Consider the following 22,066-nt stretch of genomic DNA (forward strand, 5'->3'; position numbering starts at 1 on the left):
GGCGGAATTCTAAAGCCAATTGGTGCCGAGGGGGCAGCGGTCAATGTGATAGGATTTCATGCTTTCGGCAATGTTGGTGCGTCTTTGCTATGTCCGATCAGCAAGCTTCGGCTTCCGGTACTTCCAGTCTGCGGGTCTACTTTCGCCTTTTGGGGTATGTGAAACCCTACATCGGCTTGTTCCTGCTCAGTATTCTCGGTTTTCTGATCTTCGCATCGACCCAGCCAATGCTGGGCTACATCCTGAAGTACTTCGTCGACGGCCTGTCCAATCCGGACGCCAGTTTCTTCTCGAATGTTCCCTACCTCTCCGAGTTTCCTTTCCTCGCCCATCTGAAGCTGCTGCAGACGGTGCCGCTGCTGATCGTGCTCATCGCGGTGTGGCAGGGGATAGGCTCGTACCTGGGCAACTATTTTCTCGCCCGGGTCTCGCTAGGTCTGGTACATGACCTGCGGCTGGCGCTGTTCGACAAGCTGCTGGTGCTGCCCAATCGCTACTTCGACAACCACAACTCGGGGCACCTGATCTCGCGGATCACCTTCAACGTGACCATGGTCACCGGTGCCGCCACCGACGCGATCAAGGTGGTGATCCGCGAGGGCATGACGGTGATCTTCCTGTTCGCCTCGCTGCTGCTGATGAACTGGAAGCTGACCCTGGTAATGGTCGCCATCCTGCCGCTGATCGGCCTGATGGTCACCAGTGCCAGCCGCAAATTCCGCAAGCAGAGCAAGAAGATCCAGGTGGCGATGGGCGACGTGACGCATGTCGCCTCCGAGACCATCCAAGGTTACCGGGTGGTGCGCAGCTTCGGCGGCGAGCGCTACGAGTCGGAGCGTTTCGAGGCTGCCTCGCTGGATAACACGGAGAAGCAGCTGCGCATGACCAAGACCGGAGCGGTCTACACGCCGATGCTGCAGCTGGTGATCTACAGCGCGATGGCGGTGCTGATGTTCCTGGTGCTGTACATGCGTGGTGATTCTTCGGCTGGCGACCTGGTGGCCTACATCACCCTGGCGGGCCTGCTGCCCAAGCCTATTCGCCAGCTCTCGGAGGTCAGCTCGACCATCCAGCGCGGCGTGGCCGGCGCGGAGAGCATCTTCGAGCAGCTCGACGAAGCGGACGAAATCGACAAGGGCCGCATCGAGCGTGAGCGCGTCAGTGGCCGGCTGGAAGTGCGCAACCTCAACTTCAGCTATCCGGGCACCGAGAAGCCGGTGCTCAGCGACATCAGCTTCACCGCCGAGCCGGGGCAGATGATTGCCCTGGTCGGACGCTCCGGCAGTGGCAAGTCGACCCTGGCCAACCTGATTCCGCGCTTCTATCGCCACGAGCATGGCGAGATCCTGCTCGATGGGGTGGATGTCGAGGAATACAGCCTGCGCAACCTGCGTCGGCACATCGCCCTGGTTACCCAGCAGGTGACGCTGTTCAACGATAGCGTTGCTGGCAACATCGCCTATGGCGACCTGGCGGGCTCGCCGCGCAGTGCCATCGAAGACGCCGTGGAGGCCGCCTACGCCACCGAGTTCGTGGCCAAGCTGCCGCAAGGGCTCGATACCCTGGTGGGCGAGAACGGCGTGCTGCTCTCGGGTGGCCAGCGCCAGCGCCTGGCCATCGCCCGTGCACTGCTCAAGGACGCGCCGATCCTAGTACTCGACGAGGCAACCTCGGCCCTCGATACCGAGTCCGAGCGTCACATCCAGGCGGCTCTCGACCGCGTTATGAAGGGGCGTACCACGCTGGTCATCGCCCATCGCCTGTCGACCATCGAGAAGGCCGACCAGATTCTGGTGATGGACCAGGGCCGCATCGTCGAACGTGGTACTCATGCCGATCTGCTGGCGCTCAACGGCTACTACGCGCGCCTGCACGCCATGGGCATGGATGAGAGCGCGCCGGTAGAGCCGCACTGATAAACTAGCCGCCGTTATTTTTGTACCCGGAGACTCCATGAAGCTGTCCATGCCCCGTTACGACCAAGCCCCCGTTCTGGTGGTGGGCGATGTCATGCTCGACCGTTACTGGCATGGCGGTACCTCGCGCATTTCTCCCGAGGCTCCGGTGCCGGTGGTCAAGGTCGAGCAGATCGAGGATCGTCCGGGCGGTGCCGCCAACGTCGCGCTGAACATCGCCGCCCTCGGCGCCCCGGCACTGCTGGTCGGCGTGACCGGGCGCGACGAAGCGGCCCATAGCCTCGCCGACAGCCTGCATGCCGCGGGCGTGCAGGCGCACTTCCAGCGCATCGACGAGCAGCCGACCATCGTCAAGCTGCGGGTCATGAGCCGCCATCAGCAGCTGCTGCGCATGGACTTCGAGGAGCCCTTCGCCACCGACGCCGAGGCACTGGCCGAAGATGTCGATGGCCTGCTCGCCGGGGTCAAGGTGCTGGTGCTGTCCGACTACGGTAAGGGCGCGCTGAAGAACCACCAGGCGCTGATCCAGCTGGCCCGTGCCAAGGGCATCCCGGTGCTGGCCGACCCCAAGGGCAAGGACTTCTCCATCTATCGTGGCGCCAGCCTGATCACCCCCAATCTCAACGAGTTCGAGACCATCGTCGGCAGCTGTGCCGATGAGGCAGAGCTGGTGGCCAAGGGCGCCAAGCTGATGAGCGAGCTGGAGCTGGGCGCGCTGCTGGTGACCCGCGGCGAGCACGGTATGACCCTGCTGCGCCCCGAGCACGCGCCGCTGCACCTGCCGGCCCGTGCCCGCGAGGTGTTCGACGTGACCGGTGCCGGCGATACCGTGATTTCCACCCTGGCCGCCTCCATCGCCGCCGGCGAGGAGCTGCCCCAGGCCGTGGCCCTGGCCAACCTGGCCGCCGGCATCGTGGTTGGCAAGCTGGGTACTGCCGCCATCAGCGCGCCCGAGCTGCGGCGTGCGGTGCAGCGCGAGCAGGGCTCCGAGCGTGGCGTGGTCAGCGTCGAGCAACTGCTGCTGGCGCTGGAAGATGCCCGCGCCCATGGCGAGAAGATCGTCTTCACCAACGGCTGTTTCGACATCCTGCATGCCGGCCACGTGACCTACCTGGAGCAGGCTCGTGCCCAGGGTGATCGCCTGGTGCTGGCAGTCAACGATGATGCTTCGGTATCGCGCCTCAAGGGGCCAGGCCGGCCGATCAACGCGGTGGATCGGCGCATGGCTGTGCTTGCCGGCCTGGGTGCGGTGGACTGGGTGGTGAGCTTCGCCGAGGACACCCCGGAGAACCTGCTGCGCACCGTGCAGCCAGACGTGCTGGTCAAGGGCGGTGACTACGGCATCGACCAGGTGGTCGGCGCCGACATCGTGCGTGCCTACGGCGGTGAAGTGCGGGTGTTGGGGCTGGTGGAGAACAGTTCCACCACCGCCATCGTCGAGAAGATCCGCAGCAAGTAAGCCTGTGGCCGCCTGCTGCGCGGCCAGCCTTCCTGCCTGTTAGACGCGCGCCACAGCCCGGCGCGCCGGCTCCTGACTCTTCGTGCCAGCGGGCTCCTTGTCCGCCTGGCTCACGCGTGCCAGCCAGTCCTTCCAGCGGATGCGCTCGTCGCGCACCAGCCAGCCGTCCTGGGCGGCGAAACTCTCCGACAGCCAAACCCCACGGGTGCTCGCGGGCAGCAGCTCGCCCTTGCGCAGGGTGAACAGCCCGCCGCTGGGCTTGCCCTGCTGCAACGGCAGCAGATAGATATCCGGGCGGCGCCGCTCCAGGCGGGCCACCAGCTCATCGCCCTCCAGGCGCTCGTCGACATGGAACAGGCTGGGCTGGCGGCAGTCTTTCGGCAGCTCCAGGCGCAGGTCGTAGACCAGCTGCAGCGAGGCGGTGGGCAGGTGTACGTAGGCGCGCGGGCGCTCCATCAGCACCAGGTTGCCGCACTGCACCGGGCGCGCTGCGCCGGACAACGGTGTGAGGCGGAAGTGGTCGCCCTGGCGATAGCGCAGCCGGTCCTGATAGGGCGTCGGCAGCCAGGTGTCGGCGTAGCGGCCGGCCAGCCAGGTGCCGTCGTTCTCGATCAGGCATTCCTCGGCGACTTCCTGAATGGCAGTGAGCAGCGGCAGGTTCAGCTCGTGGGCTGGCACGTAGCCGGAGATCAGCTTGAGCACGGTGTCACCGCGGTCCGGGCGGCTCTGCCGCACCACCAGCCAGTAGTCGCGGCCCTGCCAGGTCAGGGTCAGGCGTACCGATACACCGAGGTTGGCCAGCTCCAGGGCGAAGCGCTGGCTGTCGGCCGCCTGCACCGGACGGCGGCGCTCGAGCATCTGCGCGAAATTCAGTGGCAGGCCAAGGCTACGGTAGTTCAGGGCGTCTGCCGTGGCTTCCACGTACAGCGGCAGGGTCTTGAAGTTGCCAGGGGCCTTGCGGGCCAGCAGTCTCGACATATCGGCTCCTCAGTCGGCAGCGGTGGGGCTGCATCAGATGGACGGCGCGCGGCGAAGTTCAAGCCGCGCCCGGAGCCCAGCAGTTTAGCCGCGGATAACCGCAGCGGCGGTCGCGGCATTTGCCGCCAGATGTTGCGGGTTGATGGTGCCGACGATGGCGGCGCTGACGCCGGGGTGGCCGAACACCAGCTCGAAGCTGGCGCGCACTGGATCTTTCCCCGCGAGCACCGCATGGCCGCTGGCCAGGGCCTTCTTGATCAGGATGCCCTTGTGGTGGCTGGCCGCATGGTCGAGCACGGCGCGTTCGCCCTGCTCGGCGAGGTTGTAGGTGACCATGGCGCAGTCGCCCTGCTCGAGGGCCAGCAGGCCGCCTTCGACGGTCTTGCCGGAGAGGCCGAAGGCGCGGATCTTGCCCTCGCGCTTGAGCTCGGCCAGGGCCTCGTACACGCCGCTGTCGCGCAGCACCGCCACGTCGTTGCCGTCCGAGTGCACCAGCACCAGGTCGATGAAGTCGGTCTCCAGGCGCTGCAGGCTGCGCTCGACCGAGAGGCGCGTGTGTTGCGGCGAGAAGTCGAAGTGCGACTGGCCGGCCTCGAATTCCTCGCCGACCTTGCTGACGATCACCCAGTCCTGGCGTTGGCCGCGCAGCAGCGGGCCCAGGCGTTGTTCACTGACGCCGTAGGCCGGTGCCGTGTCGATCAGGTTGATGCCGAGTTCGCGGGCCCGGTTGAGCAGGGCGCGCGCGGCGGCATCGTCGGGGATGGTGAAGCCGTTGGGATACTTCACTCCCTGGTCGCGGCCCAGCTTGACCGTGCCCAGGCCGAGTGGCGAGACGAGCAGGCCGGTGTCGCCCAGCGGGCGGTGCAGGTCGTGCAGGCTCATGGCAGCAGCTGCTCCCATACCGGCTCGCCCAGTGGCGGGCGTGGTAGCGCCGGCAGCAGCGTTGCGGACTCGCCCGGCGTGATGCCGTCACGCTCGAGGGCGGCGATGACGCGATCGGCGAAGTCCGGCGACAGCGCCAGTTTGGTCGGCCAGCCGACCAGCAGGCGGCCGTGGTCGGCAAGGAAGGCGTTGTCCGGGCGTACCAGGCCCGATTGCGCCGGCTCGGCGCGGTCGACCCGCAGGGTGGCCCAACGCGCGTCGGAGAGGTCGACCCAGGGCAGCAGTTGCTGCACTTCCTTCTGCGCTGCGGCGATCTGCGCCGGCTCGCTGCGGGCCACGCCATCGGCCTCGGCGATATCGCCGCCGAGATACCACACCCACTGGCCATCGGCGGCCGGGTGGCTGGTCACGGTGATGCGTGGCTTGGGCCCGCCGCCCAGGCAGTGGGCGTACAGCGGCTTCAGGTCGCGACCCTTGACCAGCACCATGTGCAGCGGGCGCAGTTGCTGGCGCGGCTGTTCCACGCCGAGAGCGGCGAGCAGCTCGGCGTTGCCGGCACCGGCGCTGAGCACGATGCGCCGGGCACGGATCTCGCGACCGTCGATCTGCAGGCCGACTAGCTCGCCGTTCTCGAGCAACGGCTTGATGTCATGCCCGGCCAGCAGGCTGTCGCCGGCCAACTCGGCCAGGCGCGTGATCAGGCTGGGCACGTCGAGCACCAGCTCGGCCAGGCGATAGACCTTGCCCTTGAATTTGGGATGTTGCAGCGCTGGTGGCAGCTGGTCGCCCTTGACCTGATCGACGCGACCGCGCACGGCCTTGCTGGCGAAGAAGCTGGTCAGATTGCCGGCCAGGCTGCCCGGCGACCACAAATAGTGGGCTTCGGAGAGTATGCGCACGCCGGAGAGGTCCAGCTCGCCCTGGCCCGCCACGGCTTCGCGCCAGCGCCGCGGCATGTCGGCGATGGCCTCGGAGGCGCCGGTCAACGCGCCGTGCAGGGCGTATTTGGCACCGCCATGGATGATGCCCTGGGACTTCAGGCTCTGCCCGCCGCCCAGCGCGGCGTTTTCCACCAGCAGGGTGGCATAGCCGAGGCGGCGCAGGCGGGCATTGAGCCAGAGGCCGGCGATACCGCCGCCGACGATCAGGATATCGGTGCTGAGGGCTTGGGACATGCGCGGCGCTCGCTGGAAACAGGCGCGCAGTATACCGCGGCCAGCCGCTGCGGCTCGCCGGTCAGTGGCCGATGGTTTTCGAGAACAACTGGATCACCACCACTCCGGCGACGATCATGCCCATGCCGAGCATGGCCGGCAGGTCCAGGCGTTGTTGATAGAGGATGGTGGCGGCGATGCTCACCAGCACGATGCCCAGGCCTGCCCACACGGCATAGGCGACGCCAACCGGGATGGTCTTCACCACCAGGCTGAGCATCCAGAACGAGATGGCGTAGCCAACCACCACCAGTACCAGCGGCAGGGGCTTGTTCAGGCCGTCGAGGGCTTTCATCGAGGTGGTGGCGATCACTTCGGCGGTGATGGCGATGGCGAGGTAGAGATAGCCGGTCATGTCGATCCTCCTGTTGAGCGGCGCCATTCTAGAGTTCTGCGCGATGGGATAAAGTCATTACCTATCTGGATTGGAGATAGGCATGCAGTGGAACCTGGAGCAGATCCGCCTGTTCGTCGGCGTTGCCGAGGGCCAGTCCTTCTCGGCCGTGGCACGCCAGATGCGGCGCGCGCAGTCGGCGGTGAGCAGTGCCATCGCTATACTGGAGGCTGATCTCGGCGTGCTGTTGTTCGAGCGCAGCAGTGGCCGCCAGCCGCGCCTGACGGTGGCAGGCGCGGCGTTGCTGGAGGAGGCGCGCGAGTTGCTGCGCCAGGAGGAGCGCCTGGAGGCACGGGCCCGGGGGCTGGTGCGCGGTGAGGAGGTGCGTCTGCGCCTGGCGCAGGATGAGGCGATGCCCTATCAGCCGGTGCTGGACAGCCTGGAGGCGCTGGCCAAGGCCTTCCCGCGGCTGGAGGTGCAGCTGGCCAGTGGCGCCCAGGGCGATGTCGCGCGCAAGTTGCTGGAGCGGCGCGCCGACCTCGGCCTGCTGTTCCACCACGAACACATGCCGGCAGAGCTGGAGCGCCAGCGCCTGGGCACCATCGAGCTGGTGACCGTCTGCGGTGCGGAGCATCCCTTGGCGGCGGCCGGCCAGGTCGATCGCCGCGAGCTGGCGCGCCACCGCCAGTTGCTGATGGCGCCGCAGGATAGCCAGTACCCCGGCGGCGAGCAGATCAGCCCGTCGGTCTGGCGCGCCGACAGCTTCTACGCCATGGCCGAGCTGCTGATGCGCAACCTTGGTTGGGCCTGGTTGCCGCGCCACGTGGTGCAGTACCCGACCTATCAGGGCCAACTGGTCGAGTTGAGTTGTGACTGGACGCCGCCGCCGCTGCTGGTGGAGCTGGTCTGCCGCCGCGACGAGGCGCTGGGGCCTGCGGCGCTCTGGCTGGCCGAGTCCTTCGCCGAGCACCTGCAGGCGATGGGCTGATCTGGCGCGGAACGCTCTGTTAAGCTGCGCGCCCATGAACAGAACCCTCTATACCCTGATCTTGCACCTGGCCCTGCCGTTCATCTTCCTACGCCTGTGGCTGCGGGCGAGGAGCGCCCCCGCTTACGGCAAGCGCATCGGCGAGCGCTTCGCCTTCGGCCTGCCGACGCTGCGCCAGGGCGGTATCTGGATCCACGCCGTGTCACTGGGCGAGAGCATTGCCGCCGCGCCGCTGATCCGCGAGTTGTTGGCGCGCCATCCCGAGCTGCCAATCACCGTCACCTGCATGACGCCGACCGGCTCCGAGCGCATCCAGGCGCTGTTCGGTGAGCGTATTCAGCACTGCTACCTGCCCTACGACCTGCCGTGGGCCTGCTCGCGCTTCATCGAACGCCTGCAGCCGCGACTGGCGGTGATCATGGAGACCGAGCTGTGGCCCAATCACATCGCCGCCTGCCATCGCCGCGGTATTCCTGCGGTGCTGGCCAATGCGCGCCTGTCCGAGCGCTCGGCGCGCGGCTATGCGCGTTTCTCGCGCCTGACTGCGCCGATGCTGGCGCAGCTGTCGCTGATCGCCGTGCAGACCGAGGCCGAGGCCGAGCGCTTTCGCCAGCTGGGCGCGCGCCGCGAGTGCGTGCAGGTGACCGGCTCGATCAAGTTCGATCTGAGCGTCGATGCCGAGCTGCCGCTGCGCGCCGCCGAGCTGCGCCGTAGCTGGGGCGCGGCGCGCCCGGTGTGGATTGCTGCCAGCACCCATGCCGGCGAGGACGAGGTGGTGCTGGCCGCGCATCGCCAGTTATTGAGCGAGCATGCCGATGCGCTGCTGATCCTGGTGCCGCGCCACCCCGAGCGTTTCGAGCAGGCCAGCGAGATGAGCTGGCGCGAGGGTTTCAGCGTGGTGCGTCGCTCCAGCGCCGAACCGGTGACAGCGCAGGCGCAGGTGCTGGTCGGCGATACCCTGGGCGAGCTGCTGTTCCTCTATGCCCTGGCCGACCTGGCCTTCGTCGGCGGCAGCCTGATCCCCAATGGCGGGCACAACCTGCTGGAACCGGCGGCGCTGGGCAAGCCACTGCTGAGTGGTCCGCACCTGTTCAACTTCCTGGAAATCGCCGCGCAGCTGCGTGCGGCCGGCGATCTGATGGAGGTGCAGGATGCGGCGCAGCTGCATGCGGCGTTGCGCGCACTGTTCGCCGATCCTGAGGAGTCGAGGCGCATGGCCGAGGCCGGCCTCGGCGTGCTGCGCGCCAACCAGGGTGCCCTGGCGCGCCTGTTGGCGGGGCTAGAAGGCCTGCTGGCGCGGGCGTAGCAACGCCCGCAGCAGCATTCCGCCCAGAGCCAGGCCGAGGCAGGGCAGCCAGACCCAGCGTGCCTCGGAAACTAGTACGTCGAGGCCGCGCTGGCTGAAGAAGCCCTGCACGAAGGGCGAGACCTCGATGGGCCGCCAGGGCAGGAAGAAGCGCTGCTCGCTCCATGGCCACAGCCAGGCCACGCCCAGGCCGCCATCGGTGGCCGCATCCAGCAGGCTGTGCGAGGCACAGGCCAGGGTGATCCAACAGAAGGCCTTGAGCGGGCCGCAGCCCAGCAGGCGGCAGCCCAGTGCGCCCAGGGTTCCGCAGATTGCGGCAAACAACAGCGAGTGACTGAAACCGCGATGGCCGAAGGCGTCGGCATAGGCGATGCCGAACTTGAAGGCCAGAACGTCGGCATCCGGCAGCAGGGTGAAGAGCAACCCGGCCAGCAGCAGGCGCGGGGGAATTACCCGCGGCCCGAGTGCCAGTCCCAGGGCCAGGACCGGCAGCGGGTGGGTGATCAGCGTGGTCACGAGTGCTCGTGCATGCGCGCCAGCTGGCGCTCCAGCAGCGAGGGGTAGGGCTCGAGCAGGCGCTCGACGCAGCTCGCGCCTTCCGGGCTGGCGATGGCGCGGATGCGTGCGCGCTGGCGCAGCAGCGGGTCGTCGGCGACGCTGCGCTGTACCAGCAGCAGGTTGCGGCTGTGCTGGGCCAGAGCCAGGGCGTCCTGGGCGACTTCGCTGAGCAGCAGCTCGGCCTGGCTCGGGCTGATTTCCTCGTCGGTCTTGGTCAGGCCCAGCTGCAGCTGCAGGGTGATGCCGCTGTCAGCCACCTCGATCTGCAGGGCGTGGCCGAGGGCGCGCATCAGCTCGCCGCAGCACAGGGCGTGGGTCAGGTAGTCCTCGTCGCTGTGCTCGCTGGAGAACAGCATCAGGCTGCTGCCGTCATTGAGGGTGAACAGCTTGCCCTGGTACAGCGCGGCGGCCCGTTCCAGGCAGTCACGGTAGCGCTGCAGCAGTTCCAGCAGGCGGGTGCGCGGCAGGTGGCGTAGCTGCTCCTGGGCGCCGAGCTGGATAGCCAGCACGGCGCTGCTGACATTCTGCTCCGGCTGCGGCGGCTGGTAGGCAACCGGCGCGGGCTGTGGCTCGAGTTCAGGCTCGACGTTGGCAGGCGCGACCGGTTGCAGGTCGCGCAGGTCGGCGAACGGGTCATCTTCCTCGTGCTGGGCCACCGGCTTGGCAGCCGGAGTGGGCGGGGCGAGCTCTTCGTCGTAGTCGTAATCCGCGTCGGCGCGCAGGTTCGGCATGTCGAAGCCCGGCTCGCGGACCTCGTCTTCATGGAAGTCGTGCTCGTCGCCGAGGTCGGCGTAGTCGTCCTGTTCCTCGTACTGCGGCTCGGGCTCCGGCTTCTCCGGCACCAGACGGGCCTGCAGCTGGCGGGCCAGGTCGCCGATCTCGTCCTGGCGGCCAGCGCCGGGGGCAGGGTCGTCCGGATCGCGCAACCACACGCGCAGCTGCATCAGCGGCATGGAGATATGGCGGCCGAGGCGCAGGCTGAGCGACATGGCCAAGGCCAGCAGGATCAGGCTGAGCAGGCCCATGCTCTGCAGGCTGATGGTCATTGGCTGCTGGAACTGCTGCATGTCCAGGCTGATGCGCAGCTGGCCGGCGATCACTTCCTGGAAGGTGATGGGCGTGGAATACAGGCCTTCGGTCTCGCCGAGAATGCTCTGGGTCGGGCGCGAGCCGGCCTCGGCAAGGATGCGGTTGTCCACGCTGTAGATGGCGGCATGGGCCACCAGCGGGTTCTTCGCCAGGTTGCTGAGCAGCACGTTGAGGCTGAGGATGTCGTTGGACACCAGCAGCTCGGTGGCCGAGGCAGCGGTCTGCACGGTCAGGCTCTGGCCGAGGGCGTCGGCCTGCTGCTGCATGGCCTGCTTGAACTGCATGCCCATCACCCAGGCGTAGATCACCAGGGCCAGGGCGACCAGCAACAGGCTATGGCTGGCGATGCGCAGGGCGAGCGGCACGCGGCGCTGGCGCAGGGCATTGAACAGCAACAGGAAGAAATTGTCGGGTTTGACCTGGACGGGCCGGTTCACAGAGCGCGGCTCTTCTTGAATGGAATTGCCGCGCAGTATAACCAGCGTCCCCAGGCCGGCAAAGCGCCGCCCGTGCCCAGCGCGGCGGGAATAGGGGTAGAATGTGCGCCTTTTCGCCGACCCATTTGTACGCCTGGAGTGAAGCCTTGCGCGAAATCGTCCTGATCAACATCACCGGGGAAGATCGTCCCGGTCTGACCGCAGCCATCACCGGTGTGCTGGCGCAGGGCGGGGTGAACATCCTCGACATCGGCCAGGCGGTGATCCACGACACCCTGTCGTTCGGCATCCTGGTCGAGATTCCGGACACCGAGCGCGGCTCCTCCGTGCTCAAGGACGTGCTGTTCACCGGCTACAAGCTGGACCAGCAGGTGCGTTTCACCCCCGTCTCCGAGGCCGACTACCAGCAGTGGGTTGGCGGCCAGGGCAAGAGCCGCTACATCGTCACCCTGCTGACCCGCAAGGTCAGCGCCGAGCAGCTGCAGCGCGTCAGCTCGATCACCGCCAAGTACGGCCTCAACATCGACCAGATCGACCGCCTCTCCGGGCGCATGCCGCTGGACACCCCGGCTGACCAGGGCAAGGGCTGCATCGAGTTCTCCGTGCGCGGCGAGCCGGCCGATGTCGATGCGCTGCGCGCCGAGTTCCTCAGCGTGGCCCAGGAGCTCAACGTCGACATCGCCTTCCAGCGCGACTCGGTATTCCGTCGCAATCGCCGCCTGGCGGTGTTCGACATGGACTCGACGCTGATCGAGGCCGAGGTGATCGACGAGCTGGCCAAGGCCCATGGCGTGGGCGAGCAGGTGGCCGAGATCACCGAGCGTGCGATGCGTGGCGAGCTGGACTTCCGCGCCAGTTTCAAGGAGCGCATGGCGCTGCTGCAGGGGCTGCCGGAGAGCGTGCTGGCCGAGATCGGCACCTCGCTGCGCCTGACCGAAGGCGCCGAGGTACTGTTCGCCGAGCTCAAGCGCCTGGGCTACAAGACCGCCATCCTCTCTGGTGGCTTCACTTATTTCGCCAAGCAGCTGCAGGCCAAGCTGGGCATCGACTATGTGTTCGCCAATGAGCTGCAGATCGTCGATGGCAAAGTCACCGGCGTGGCCGTCGAGCCTATCGTCGACGCCCTGCGCAAGGCTGACCTGCTGCGCGAGCTGGCCGAGAAGGAAGGCCTGCGCTTGGAGCAGACCATCGCCGTGGGCGACGGTGCCAACGACCTGCCGATGCTTGGCCTGGCCGGTCTCGGCGTGGCCTTCCGTGCCAAGCCGCTGGTCAAGCAGTCGGCCAAGCAGGCCATCTCTACCCTGGGCCTGGACGGCATCCTCTACCTGCTCGGTTTCCGTGATCGCGACGGCCAGGACTGACTGGCGCCGTAATGAAAAAGCCCCGCTAGCGCGGGGCTTTTTTGTGCGGCTGGATCACTCGTCGCCGGCGGAGAAGTCGTAGTCCATCGACTGGCTGGGGCCCTGCAGGTAGTGGCCCTGGATGTAGTTGACCCCGGCCTGCCAGAGGGTGGCCAGCACGCTGGCGCTCTCGACGAAGGGCACGATGGTCAGCTTGGCCTGGGCGTGCAGGCTGGCGAGCAGGGTCTTCAGGGCTTCCTGATTGTCGGCGTTGGAGAGGTCCTGGGAGAAGGAGCCGTCCACCTTCACGAAGTCGACATTGAGGTGCTTGAGCGTGTTGAACGGGTTCAGTGCGCAGCCGAACTGGACCAGAGCGATCTTGCAGTGCAGCTCCGCCAGTCCCTGGGAAAGAGCCTTGGCCTGTTTGAGGTAGGTCACGGCATCGGTTTCGCTGATCTGGAACACCAGGGCGTCGGATGGCAGGCGCGCCGCTTTCAGTGCCACGCTGAGCCACGGTAGCAGGGTCTGGTCCTGCAGGCTGTTGGCCGACAGGTGCACGAACAGACGGGTGCTGTGGCCCTTGCTGCGGTGCTCGGAGAGCAGCTTGACCGAATTGAGGATGACCCAGCGGTCGAGCTTCTCGGCCAGGCCGGCGTCCTTGGCGGCGCTGAGGAACTCTGCAGCCGGCACTTCCTCGCCCTGTGGGCTGAGCAGGCGCAGTAGCACTTCGTAGTGCTCGTCGCTGTCGCCGCGCAGGCTGATGATCGGCTGGAACAGCAGGCGGAAGCTGTTGTTCTCCAGCGCCTGCTGGATCATCGCGACCAGGCTGCCACGGTTGGCCGCTGCGGCCAGTTCGTCGGCTGGGTTGTAGACCTTGATCGCGTTGCCTTCGAGTTCGTCGGCGCAGCGGTGGGCGCGGTCGATGACTTCCTGGGCCTTGCTGGTCTGCTCGCTGAGGCCGGCGACGCCGATCGACAGAGTGGTCTGCACGGTACGCCCGGCGACGTCGAACAGGTGCCCTTCGACTTTCTTCAATAGCGGCTGCAGCTGTTCCGGCAGCTGTTGCGGGGTAACTCCTGGCAGCAGCGCGGTGAAGACGTCGTCGCCGAAGCGGGCCAGCGCGACGCTGTCGCCGAAGTGGGCGCGCAGCAGGTTGGCCAGGTCGGTCAGCAGGATGTCGATGCCGGCCAGGCCGACCTCGCCGATGGCGTCGCTGTAACGGTCGAGGCGGATATAGGCGAGGCTGGAGGGCTGGCTTTCGTTGACCGCGCGCTGGGCGGCGCCATCCATCAGTTCGAGGAAGTAGGTGCGGTTGTACAGGCCGGTCACCAGGTCCTGGCTGCTGATCTCGCGCAGCTTTTCTTCCAGCTCGGCGTTGTCGCTCTCGGCGCGGATCACCGCCTGGATGCAGGGCTCGCCATCATAGGTGGCCGGGGAGAAGGACATGCGCGCCTGGAAGCGCTTGCCGTCCGGGCGCACGCCGCCGCAGCTCAGCTCGGCATTGCCTTCGTGGCTGGCGTAGCTCTTGAGGAAGTCCTTGAAGCGGGCCTGATCCTCGCTGGCGATCAGGTCGATCATCGGCATGCCTTCCAGCTCATCGGCATCCTCGTAATCGAACAGCTTGAGGTAAGCGCGGTTGGCGTAGATGTGCATGCCATCGTGGACGTAGGTGATGGCGTCGACCGAGCTGTCGAGCAATAGCTGGCAGCGCTTCTCCGCTTCGCGCAGGGCCACTTCGGCGCTGCGGCGGGCGCGGCGTTCTTCGAGGTTGGCCAGTTCGCGGTTGGCGACCAGGATCAGGCGCTCGTCCTCGCCTTGCGGCAGGGCATCCTGGGCGCCAAGCATCAGCGCTTCGGTGACGGCATCGGAGTCGTTGTCGGCGATCAGCTGGATCACCGGGATGTCCTTGGCCTGGCGGCGGATGGCACTGATCGCCTCGCTGGGCTCGAGGTGCTCGCTGCTGGGGGCGTTGATCAGCAGGTCCCAGCTCTGCTGCAGCGCTTCGGCCAGGTTGTCGCTGGACGTGATGCGATGAACGCGGGTAGCCCGTCCGGAGTTACGGAACAGGCTGACCAGGCGTTCGGCCTCGTTCTGCGAATCCTCGAGGATCAGCAGGCGTATGGTTTTTTTCTCGATGGCCATTGCAGAACTTGCTTGGAAAGCGCCGAAGAACGGGCGAAAAAAGGCGACAGATGGTCGTTTCCGGCAATCTACAGCGACTTCCAGAGTGAGTCAAAGTCTTCCTCGCCAGGCTTGGCGGGGGCTTTCGCCGCTGTGACGGAGGTCCCGGAAGGTGGCTGGGTTTCGGTCAGGGCGCGATATTCGAACTGGCTGAAGCTGCCGGTGCTGGTCTGCTTGCGGCTGAGCACCGCGCGTGTTTCGTCGCCGTTGTGATTGATCAGTACCTTGTTGCTCTCCTGGAACGGCAGGCGCGGCGTGATCACTGTGGCGGGGCGCGAGATCACGCTGATTTCCGGCAGCAGCAGGGCGCGCAAGAACTGGCTGTTCTGCTCGCTCTTGCGCACCAGTTGCACGCCGCAGGGCTGCGCATGGGGGGCGATGAGCTCGATGCCCATCTGTGTGCCGCCGCCGCGGACCTGACGAATCCAGCGCACCACGGCCACGCTCCAGGCCTGGCCGGGGCTGTCCTGCACGCCCAGCAGCTCGCCGGCTTGCAGCTGGGCCGGAACCTCGCGGGGCCAGGTCAGGCAGTAGCCGCCGGGGCTGTGGTTGACGATTGGCAGCTCGTGGCTGGGATAGCCCTCCGCCGTTTCCTCGACAGACTGTTCGCCCGGTTTGATGGCGGCCTTGTACTGGATGTCCTCCATTGGAATGCCGTGTTCCCACTGGCTATTGCGCTGGGCGTCGAAGGCGCCGGCCCAGACGTCCGGGCCAGTGCCTTCGCCAAGCTTGCTGGCCTTGAACTGGGCACTGCGGGGCACATCTTCGCGCTTGAGCACGTCGGCGAAGCTGCGCTGGCCGGCCAGGTTGAAGTGCAGCGCCGACATGCCGATGCACAGGGTCAGGCTGCCGCGTCCCGGGCTGCGGTTGAAGGTGCGTTCGGCGATGTCGCCCCAGGCCGAGGCCAGGTGCTGCAGCAGGTCGATCGACATGCCTTCCGTCACTGGCAGGCGGCGCGGCTCCTTGCTGTCCGGCGGTAGCAGTAAGTACTCCTTGATCGCGTCGACCAGGCTGTGCGGGTCCAGCCCCAGCAGACTGTGCAGCTCGGCTTCGCCGAACAGCGACTTGTAGCGGGGTGGGCCATCCAGCTGCGGTGCCACGGCGAACAGGCTGTTCGGCGCATCGGCGCGTTCCAGGCTGGCCAGGTTGCTCCAGTCTTCCAGGGCTTCGGCCAGGCGGGCGATGCTGCTCTGGCGCATCTGGTTGCAGCGCGCGCAGCCGAGCAGCAGGGCGCCGAGATAGATCTGTTGCTGGCTCAGGCTCTGGCCATTGCGGGCCAGGCCGTCGCGTACCTGGACCTTATGCAGGCCGTGCTGGCGGGCGATCAGCGAAATCTGGTGCAGCTCCAGCCAGAGGCCTTCTGGTACCGGGCAGTACAGCTGGCTGGCGCGAATCAGTGGGCCGAGCAGGGCATGGCTGGCGCGCTGCAGGCCGACGGTGAGCAGTTGCGCGCGCTCCTTGCTCAGGCGTGGCAGCTCCTGGGCGATGATCAGCTTGTAGCCGATCGCCATGTGGTTCTGCAGAGCCTGGCAGAGGTTGGCGACCTTGCGTGGGCGCTCATCGAGGACGATGGACTGGTTGAGGAAGTGGCGCTCGAGATGGCTGCACACGAACTGCACTTCCGGGCGGAGCAGTTCGAGCAGCTGCAGGCGGTTCTCGCTGGGAGTGACCAGCTGATTCAGTTCGATCAGGCCTTGATAGAGCTGACGGGCAGTCTCGCCGATGTTTGCCTTGGGCAGCCCGGCGATCCAGCGCTTCATTTCACGGGGAGTGGCCTCACAGAACGACAGACCCTGTCGGTCGGGGGTAGGTACACGCAGGAGCAGGTGAGGGCTCTGTTTTTCCATACCGGAAAGGGATCCGTAGCAGGCGGTAAGGCATCCGTGCCGCCGGGTTTTTTCGGAACTCTAGCAGCATCGCGGCAGCGTCGCAGCACGGCTGCGAACATTTGCAGAGTCTTGCCGATTTGGACTGCGCTCTCGGCGGGATGTTCCTTGCGGCCATCCCGCCGAGAGGGCGAGGTAAAGGTCTGCGAGCCTCAGCTGCGCGGCAGTGCCAGGGCCTGGCCCATGCGTACCGGGCTGCCGGCGACGAGGCCTTCGGCCCACTGTACCTGCTCAGGGCCGAACAGCACGATGGCGGTGGAGCCCAGCTTGAAGCGGCCCAGCTCGCCGCCCGTGCTCAGCTCGATTGCGGCACGCGCCGCTTCGTCGTAGCGGGTGGTCTTCAGCTCGCGCTTGGGCGGCGTGACCAGACCGGCCCAGACCGTCTCGATGCTGGCAACGATCATGGCGCCGACCAGCACCACGGCCATCGGTCCGCGCTCGGTGTCGAACAGGCAGACCACGCGTTCGTTGCGGGCGAACAGCTCGGGCACGTTCTCCGCGGTGGTCTGGTTGACCGAGAACAGGCGGCCCGGCACGTAGACCATCTCCTTCAGGGTGCCGGCCAGCGGCATGTGCACGCGGTGGTAGTCCTTCGGCGACAGATAGATGGTGGCGAAGTCGCCGCCCATGAAGGGAGCGGCGCGCTCGGCGTCGCCGCCGAGCAGTTCCAGCACGCTGAAGCTGTGGCCCTTGGCCTGGAAGCAGCGGCCCTGCTCGATCGGGCCGAGCTGGCTGACTGCGCCGTCGGCCGGGCAGAGGATGGCGCCGGGAGTTTCATCCAGCGGGCGCGCGCCATCTTTCAGGGCACGGGTGAAGAAGGCGTTGAAGTGCTCGTAGGCGGTCAGGTCTTCGACCTGGGCTTCGGCCATGTTGACCTGATACTGCTTGGCGAACCAGCCGATCAGGCGATCCTTGAACCACGCGGCGCGGCATTCGGCGGCGCAGCCGATCAGGCGCGACAGCAGGTGGTGCGGCAGCAGGTACTGGCTGAGGATAAACAGGCGTTCTTTCATGGGTGTTCCTTACATCAGTATTCGATCGGGGTGTCGGGCAGGTTGCCCCACTCGGACCAGGAGCCGGCATAGGCGCGGACTCGCGGATAACCCAGCGCCTTGGCCACCAGATAGGTGAAGCCGGAGCGGCGATGGGTCTGGCAATGGGTGATCACTTCCTTGTCTTTACTGATGCCGAGGCTTTCCAGTACCTCGGCCATGTCGGCGCGAATACGCAGCCCGCGCTGCGGATCCATGCCGGCGGTCCATTCGAAGTTGACCGCGCCAGGCACGTGCCCGCCGCGGGTAGCGAGCACCTTCTCGCCGCTGAACTCGGCCGGCGAACGGGCGTCCCACACGGCCAGGTCTGCAGCGCCCAGTCGGCTCTGCAGATAGTCGCGGCTGGCGGTGGGCTCATCATGCAGCTGCAGCTTCACGGTTCTGCTGGCCGGTGCCGGCTCGGCCTGGCTCAGCTCGCGCCCTTCAGCCATCCAAGCCTGCAGGCCGCCATTGAGGAAATGGTAATGAGGGTGGCCGATGACATCGAGCAGCCAGATGAAGCGCCCGGCCCAGCCGCCGCCCTCGTCGTCGTAGATCACATAGACGGCGTCTTCGCGATGCCCCAATTCACCGAACAGTGCCTCGAGCTGCGCCAGTTCCGGCAGCAGGCCGGGAGCGGGCGGCTGGCCGAGCTGAGTGCGTTTGCTGTCGAGCCAGCGGGCGCCGGGGATGTGGCCCTCGGCATAGCGTGCAGCCGGGCTGAGATCTACCAGGATCAGTTCGGGCGCCTGCAGGCGCGTCGCCAGGTCGGCCGGTTCTATCACCAGCGACAGGCCGGAGAAGGCAGACATGCGGAGCCTCCGAGGTGAAAAGTGGGAAAACGGCGATTGTAGCGGAAAGGTCAGGCGCCGCGGCGGGCAAAGGTGGCCAATGCGCGCTCGATACATTGCACGGTCTTGCCGAAGATCTGCAGCGGGGTTGCCCCGATGTCGCCGCCGCCCTGGTCGGCCACCAGCAGCATCACCACCCGACCATTGCTGGCCAGCGAGCGGAGGATCAGGTGCTCGCCGTTGAACAGCGCCTTGAGGCTGCCCGGCAGCAGGGCGGAGACCTGCGCCAGGTTGGCCGGCGACAGGCGCAGCTGGCCGGGCTCGGCCAGCAGACGGCGCAGTACCTGGCTCTGTGTCGGGTCCAGGCGCAGCTGCGCCGCGGCGTCCGGCAGGCCTGCCACTTGCTGGGCCATCAGCCGGCTGTGGGTGCGGTCCGCCAGCAACACCAGCACGCGCTGCATGCCGCCTGCCTGCAGGGCCTGGCAGGCACTGTCGGTCAGCTGCAGCACGTTGGCGAAGGGGGAAGGTTGGGCCAGCAGCTGGGCGCAGTGCTGCTTCCATAGATCCAGCTGGGTGTTGATCTTGGGCGCGGCTGGCGCTTGCAGATCCTTCAGGCGGCAGGCCTCCCAAGGCCACAGTAATGCTTCGGCCGGATGCCAGAGGCCTGGCTGGGCATGCTGACGGGCACTCAGGGCGGCCTGCTGATGGATCAACTGCTGCAGGTCCGGCAGTTCCGTCTGCAGATACAGGCCGGCCAGGCGCTGCCAGCGCAGGTGGTGCTGGCAACTCCAGTTGTGGTGGCTGGATAGCGCCAGACCATTGGCCAGCAGGATGCTGTTGCCGGGCTGGGTCAGCCAGCGGCGCAGGTTGCTGTCTTCGTCGAGCACCTGCTGCTGGTGCAGCGTATGTTCATTGTCGCGGGCGATGTGCAGGGCCTTGACCAGCAGGCGGCGATCCTCGACCAACAGGCGGTAGCCCTGGACGATCCACTCCGGCAGGCGCCAGTGCCGTGCCAGCGCCAGGCACAGGGCATTCAGGGATACGCCGAGCAGCTCGCGCTCGACCTTTCCGGCTGGCTCGCCGCGGCCTAGCACGCGGCGCTCCCAGGCTTCGAACAACTCCGGTTGGCTGGCCGCCAGTGGCCACAGGGGGGCTAGGAACAGCAGGCTGCCCCAGTGGATTTCCTGCCACAGGCGAGCCAGGCGCCCGGCGAACAGGCCGTTGGCCTGCTGCGAGGCATGCAGGCTGATCAGCTGCAGCTGGCACAGCGCCAGGGGGATTTGTGCCTCATCCAGCACCGTCATCTGGCCGAGAAGCGTTTCCGCGCGTTTCAGGCCCAGGCGGTTGAGCGCCATCTCCAGGCTTTCCGCTGGTTCGCTGAGACCGCCGGTGTTGCGGTTGGCCTCGCGCAGCACGGCCAGGGCTACGGCGGGGCTGTCCTGCATGCGCTCGGCGATGTCGCGCAGCGACCTGCGGCTGTCGAGCAAGACCCGCCGGATGGCCTCGTGATGATGGCCGGCGATAGGCAGGCGAACCTCATCCAGCTGCTTGAGCCAGGCATCGATACTGCGGGGGAGGTTTTTCGTAGTGGGCATGCGGGTTGAGCCAAACTGGCTTTTCGCCTTTACTGCCTATAGTCTGGCGCAATACTTCCGATAAATAGAAGGGTTATTGCAAACAACCCTTTCGACTGGTTTCTTCAAGCTAAATTCCCATGGTCAAGATCATCGGCATCCTGGTTGTATTCGGCTGTGTTTTTGGCGGCTTCGTCTTGTCTGGCGGCAAGATCATGGCGCTGGTGCACCCGTTCGAAGTAATGATCATCGGCGGCGCGGCTCTGGGGGCCTTCCTCCAGGCCAACCCTGGCAGCGCCTTCATGACGGTGTTCAAGAAGTCGCTGAAGATGTTCAGCAGCCGCTTCACTCACGCTTTCTATCTGGAAGTGCTGAAGCTGCTCTATGAAATCCTCAACAAGAGTCGCCGCGAAGGCATGATGGCCATCGAGGCCGACGTCGAGGATCCCAACGCCAGCCCGATCTTCAGCAAGTACCCGGGCATCCTCAAGGATGCACAGATGACGGCGTTCATCTGCGATTACCTGCGCATCATGTCCTCCGGCAACATGGCGCCGCACGAGCTGGAAAACCTCTTCGACATGGAGATATCCAGCCTGAAGGAAGAGCTGGAGCATCCGGCGCATGCGGTGTCCAAGATAGCCGACGGCATGCCGGCGATGGGTATCGTGGCGGCGGTGCTGGGTATCGTGATCACCATGTCCATCCTCGCTACCGCCGACAACGCCCAGATCGGTGAGAAGGTCGGTACGGCGCTGGTCGGTACCTTCCTCGGTATTCTCGCCTCCTACGGCTTCTTCGCCCCGCTGGCCGATGCTCTGACGCACGATGCCAAGGAAGAGCTGAACCTGTACGAGTCGATCAAGGCGACCCTGGTTGCTTCTGCCTCGGGCATGCCGCCTACGCTTGCCGTGGAATTTGGCCGCAAGGTGTTGCTGCCGGCGCATCGGCCGAGCTTCAGCGAGCTCGAACAGGCCATGCGTGGCAGCTGAGTTGGATCGCTGAGCCATGGAAAACAATCAGCCGATACTGGTCAAACGGGTCAAGAAGATCGCCGGCGGTCACCACGGTGGTGCCTGGAAGATCGCCTTCGCCGACTTCGCCACCGCGATGATGGCGTTCTTCATGGTGATGTGGCTGATGTCCTCGGCCACCCCGGAGCAGAAGAAGGCGATTTCCGGCTACTTCCAGGACCCGATCGGTTTCACCGAGAGTGCCAGTCCCTATGTCATCGACCTCGGTGGTACGCCGACGCCGGCGCCGGACCGCACCCTCAACCCCGAACTGAAGGATGCGCCGGATTCGGCCGAGGCGGCGGTCGACGCGAAGAGCGACCAGGCCGAGAGCGACTCCGAGAAAATCAACGAGAACATGGCCGAGAAGCTCGCCGAGCAGGTCGAGCGTGAGCGCCTGGAGCTGCTGCTGCAGGAGCTGCAGACCAAGGTCGACGAGGACCCCGAGCTGCAGAAGTTCAAGGACCAGATCCTCTTCGAGATCACCCAGGACGGCCTGCGCATCCAGATCATGGATGCCGAGAACCGGCCCATGTTCGACCTCGGCAGCGCCCGCCTGCAGCCGTATTTCGAAGACATCCTGCTGATCCTCGCCGAGACCATCAAGGCGGTACCGAACAAGATCAGCGTCAGCGGCCATACCGATGCCAAGCCGTTCGCCGGAGCCGGCGATTTCGGCAACTGGGAGCTGTCGGCGAACCGTGCCAACGCGGCGCGGCGGGCGCTGGTCGCCGGTGGTTATCCGGACGAGAAGGTGGCGCGGGTGGTTGGCTATGCCTCGTCGGCACTGTTCGATCGCAACGATCCGTTCAATCCGGTGAACCGCCGCATCGACATCATCGTGCTGACCAAGAAAGCCCAGCGCGCCATCGAGGGCGAGCAGGACGGCGACGGCACGGCCGAGTCCGCCGAGGCGCCGGCACCGACCGAGGCCGTGGCGCCTGGTTCTGCGGCGCCGGGTGATCCGGCGCAGGCCGAGGAGCTACGCCAGCGCCTGAATATCTTCGAGGATGGCGCGCTGCAGTTCGACCAACCTCAAGAGTGAAATGAAAAGGCCGCGATCATCGCGGCCTTTTCATTTCAGCGCTT

18 protein-coding genes are annotated in these 22,066 nt (G+C 66.3%); 7 read left to right on the forward strand and 11 right to left on the reverse strand.

What is annotated here, in order from left to right; all coding sequences use genetic code 11:
- Window positions 1-89 precede the first annotated feature (89 nt).
- Window positions 90-1,916: a lipid A export permease/ATP-binding protein MsbA gene (gene msbA / locus PTT45_RS09165; protein WP_273812855.1), complete on the forward strand. Its 1,827-nt coding sequence runs from the start codon at window positions 90-92 to the stop codon at window positions 1,914-1,916.
- Between the two features lie 37 nt (window positions 1,917-1,953).
- Window positions 1,954-3,375 (forward strand): bifunctional D-glycero-beta-D-manno-heptose-7-phosphate kinase/D-glycero-beta-D-manno-heptose 1-phosphate adenylyltransferase HldE, encoded by a 1,422-nt coding sequence (hldE, locus tag PTT45_RS09170; RefSeq protein WP_273812857.1) that lies wholly within the window; start codon window positions 1,954-1,956, stop codon window positions 3,373-3,375.
- A gap of 39 nt (window positions 3,376-3,414) precedes the next feature.
- Here the strand turns inward: hldE and PTT45_RS09175 are convergent, their stop codons facing one another.
- From PTT45_RS09175 to PTT45_RS09190, 4 genes are all read right to left on the reverse strand, one after another.
- On the reverse strand, window positions 3,415-4,353 hold the full coding sequence (locus PTT45_RS09175; RefSeq protein ID WP_273812858.1) for a metal ABC transporter ATPase: 939 nt from the start codon (window positions 4,351-4,353) through the stop codon (window positions 3,415-3,417).
- 84 nt (window positions 4,354-4,437) lie between these two features.
- Complete coding sequence (locus PTT45_RS09180) at window positions 4,438-5,235, reverse strand: aldo/keto reductase (RefSeq protein WP_273812859.1); 798 nt, start codon at window positions 5,233-5,235, stop codon at window positions 4,438-4,440.
- Entirely contained in the window at window positions 5,232-6,410 is a 1,179-nt protein-coding gene (locus PTT45_RS09185; protein ID WP_273812860.1) for an NAD(P)/FAD-dependent oxidoreductase, read from the reverse strand. The genes PTT45_RS09180 and PTT45_RS09185 overlap by 4 nt, the downstream gene beginning before the upstream one ends.
- A gap of 61 nt (window positions 6,411-6,471) precedes the next feature.
- Complete coding sequence (locus PTT45_RS09190) at window positions 6,472-6,804, reverse strand: DMT family transporter (protein ID WP_273812861.1); 333 nt, start codon at window positions 6,802-6,804, stop codon at window positions 6,472-6,474.
- 82 nt (window positions 6,805-6,886) lie between these two features.
- On the opposite strand from PTT45_RS09190, the gene PTT45_RS09195 reads away from it, so the two are divergent.
- Together PTT45_RS09195 and waaA are read left to right on the forward strand one after the other, a co-directional pair.
- Window positions 6,887-7,771: a LysR family transcriptional regulator gene (locus PTT45_RS09195; RefSeq protein ID WP_273812862.1), complete on the forward strand. Its 885-nt coding sequence runs from the start codon at window positions 6,887-6,889 to the stop codon at window positions 7,769-7,771.
- 34 nt (window positions 7,772-7,805) lie between these two features.
- Window positions 7,806-9,077 carry a lipid IV(A) 3-deoxy-D-manno-octulosonic acid transferase gene (gene waaA, locus PTT45_RS09200; RefSeq protein WP_273812863.1) on the forward strand — a complete coding sequence of 424 codons (1,272 nt, stop codon included), beginning with the start codon at window positions 7,806-7,808 and terminating at the stop codon, window positions 9,075-9,077.
- Here waaA and PTT45_RS09205 read toward each other — a convergent pair.
- A complete protein-coding gene (locus PTT45_RS09205) occupies window positions 9,051-9,593 on the reverse strand; it encodes a metal-dependent hydrolase (RefSeq protein ID WP_273812864.1) in 543 nt (180 codons plus the stop codon). The genes waaA and PTT45_RS09205 overlap by 27 nt on opposite strands.
- Window positions 9,590-11,161, reverse strand: a complete 1,572-nt coding sequence (locus PTT45_RS09210; protein WP_273812866.1) for a histidine kinase — start codon at window positions 11,159-11,161, stop codon at window positions 9,590-9,592. Before PTT45_RS09210 ends, PTT45_RS09205 begins: the two co-directional genes overlap by 4 nt.
- Before the next feature lie 146 nt (window positions 11,162-11,307).
- Between PTT45_RS09210 and serB the strand changes: the two genes are divergently transcribed.
- Window positions 11,308-12,522, forward strand: a complete 1,215-nt coding sequence (serB, locus tag PTT45_RS09215; protein ID WP_273812867.1) for a phosphoserine phosphatase SerB — start codon at window positions 11,308-11,310, stop codon at window positions 12,520-12,522.
- Window positions 12,523-12,576: 54 nt separating this feature from the next.
- Here the strand turns inward: serB and PTT45_RS09220 are convergent, their stop codons facing one another.
- The 5 genes from PTT45_RS09220 to PTT45_RS09240 form a co-directional block, all read right to left on the reverse strand.
- Entirely contained in the window at window positions 12,577-14,643 is a 2,067-nt protein-coding gene (locus PTT45_RS09220) for an EAL domain-containing response regulator (protein ID WP_273812868.1), read from the reverse strand.
- A 68-nt stretch (window positions 14,644-14,711) separates the two neighbouring features.
- A complete protein-coding gene (locus PTT45_RS09225) occupies window positions 14,712-16,529 on the reverse strand; it encodes a molecular chaperone (RefSeq protein ID WP_273812869.1) in 1,818 nt (605 codons plus the stop codon).
- A gap of 191 nt (window positions 16,530-16,720) precedes the next feature.
- Window positions 16,721-17,581, reverse strand: coding sequence for an archaetidylserine decarboxylase (gene asd, locus PTT45_RS09230; RefSeq protein WP_273812870.1), 861 nt, complete (start codon window positions 17,579-17,581; stop codon window positions 16,721-16,723).
- Between the two features lie 14 nt (window positions 17,582-17,595).
- Window positions 17,596-18,411 (reverse strand): rhodanese-like domain-containing protein, encoded by an 816-nt coding sequence (locus tag PTT45_RS09235; protein WP_273812871.1) that lies wholly within the window; start codon window positions 18,409-18,411, stop codon window positions 17,596-17,598.
- A 50-nt stretch (window positions 18,412-18,461) separates the two neighbouring features.
- Window positions 18,462-19,985, reverse strand: coding sequence for an HDOD domain-containing protein (locus PTT45_RS09240; RefSeq protein ID WP_273812873.1), 1,524 nt, complete (start codon window positions 19,983-19,985; stop codon window positions 18,462-18,464).
- 119 nt (window positions 19,986-20,104) lie between these two features.
- On the opposite strand from PTT45_RS09240, the gene motA reads away from it, so the two are divergent.
- Both motA and motB read left to right on the forward strand, forming a co-directional pair.
- On the forward strand, window positions 20,105-20,956 hold the full coding sequence (gene motA, locus PTT45_RS09245) for a flagellar motor stator protein MotA (RefSeq protein ID WP_043308449.1): 852 nt from the start codon (window positions 20,105-20,107) through the stop codon (window positions 20,954-20,956).
- Window positions 20,957-20,972: 16 nt separating this feature from the next.
- Window positions 20,973-22,022: a flagellar motor protein MotB gene (gene motB, locus PTT45_RS09250; RefSeq protein ID WP_273812875.1), complete on the forward strand. Its 1,050-nt coding sequence runs from the start codon at window positions 20,973-20,975 to the stop codon at window positions 22,020-22,022.
- Window positions 22,023-22,066 lie beyond the last annotated feature (44 nt).

Origin of the sequence: Pseudomonas sp. Gutcm_11s (assembly GCF_028649395.1) — a bacterium.
Lineage (GTDB): Bacteria > Pseudomonadota > Gammaproteobacteria > Pseudomonadales > Pseudomonadaceae > Aquipseudomonas.

Excerpts from the sequence above, each read along its gene's own strand:
- PTT45_RS09185 (WP_273812860.1), bottom strand. The coding sequence starts at position 6,410 with ATGTCCCAAGCCCTCAGCACCGATATCCTGATCGTCGGCGGCGGTATC.
- PTT45_RS09190 (WP_273812861.1), bottom strand. The coding sequence starts at position 6,804 with ATGACCGGCTATCTCTACCTCGCCATCGCCATCACCGCCGAAGTGATC.
- PTT45_RS09220 (WP_273812868.1), bottom strand. The coding sequence starts at position 14,643 with ATGGCCATCGAGAAAAAAACCATACGCCTGCTGATCCTCGAGGATTCG.
- motB (WP_273812875.1), top strand. The coding sequence starts at position 20,973 with ATGGAAAACAATCAGCCGATACTGGTCAAACGGGTCAAGAAGATCGCC.
- msbA (WP_273812855.1), top strand. The coding sequence starts at position 90 with ATGTCCGATCAGCAAGCTTCGGCTTCCGGTACTTCCAGTCTGCGGGTC.
- waaA (WP_273812863.1), top strand. The coding sequence starts at position 7,806 with ATGAACAGAACCCTCTATACCCTGATCTTGCACCTGGCCCTGCCGTTC.
- PTT45_RS09175 (WP_273812858.1), bottom strand. The coding sequence starts at position 4,353 with ATGTCGAGACTGCTGGCCCGCAAGGCCCCTGGCAACTTCAAGACCCTG.
- PTT45_RS09240 (WP_273812873.1), bottom strand. The coding sequence starts at position 19,985 with ATGCCCACTACGAAAAACCTCCCCCGCAGTATCGATGCCTGGCTCAAG.
- PTT45_RS09225 (WP_273812869.1), bottom strand. The coding sequence starts at position 16,529 with ATGGAAAAACAGAGCCCTCACCTGCTCCTGCGTGTACCTACCCCCGAC.
- motA (WP_043308449.1), top strand. The coding sequence starts at position 20,105 with ATGGTCAAGATCATCGGCATCCTGGTTGTATTCGGCTGTGTTTTTGGC.
- PTT45_RS09180 (WP_273812859.1), bottom strand. The coding sequence starts at position 5,235 with ATGAGCCTGCACGACCTGCACCGCCCGCTGGGCGACACCGGCCTGCTC.
- asd (WP_273812870.1), bottom strand. The coding sequence starts at position 17,581 with ATGAAAGAACGCCTGTTTATCCTCAGCCAGTACCTGCTGCCGCACCAC.
- PTT45_RS09235 (WP_273812871.1), bottom strand. The coding sequence starts at position 18,411 with ATGTCTGCCTTCTCCGGCCTGTCGCTGGTGATAGAACCGGCCGACCTG.
- hldE (WP_273812857.1), top strand. The coding sequence starts at position 1,954 with ATGAAGCTGTCCATGCCCCGTTACGACCAAGCCCCCGTTCTGGTGGTG.
- PTT45_RS09195 (WP_273812862.1), top strand. The coding sequence starts at position 6,887 with ATGCAGTGGAACCTGGAGCAGATCCGCCTGTTCGTCGGCGTTGCCGAG.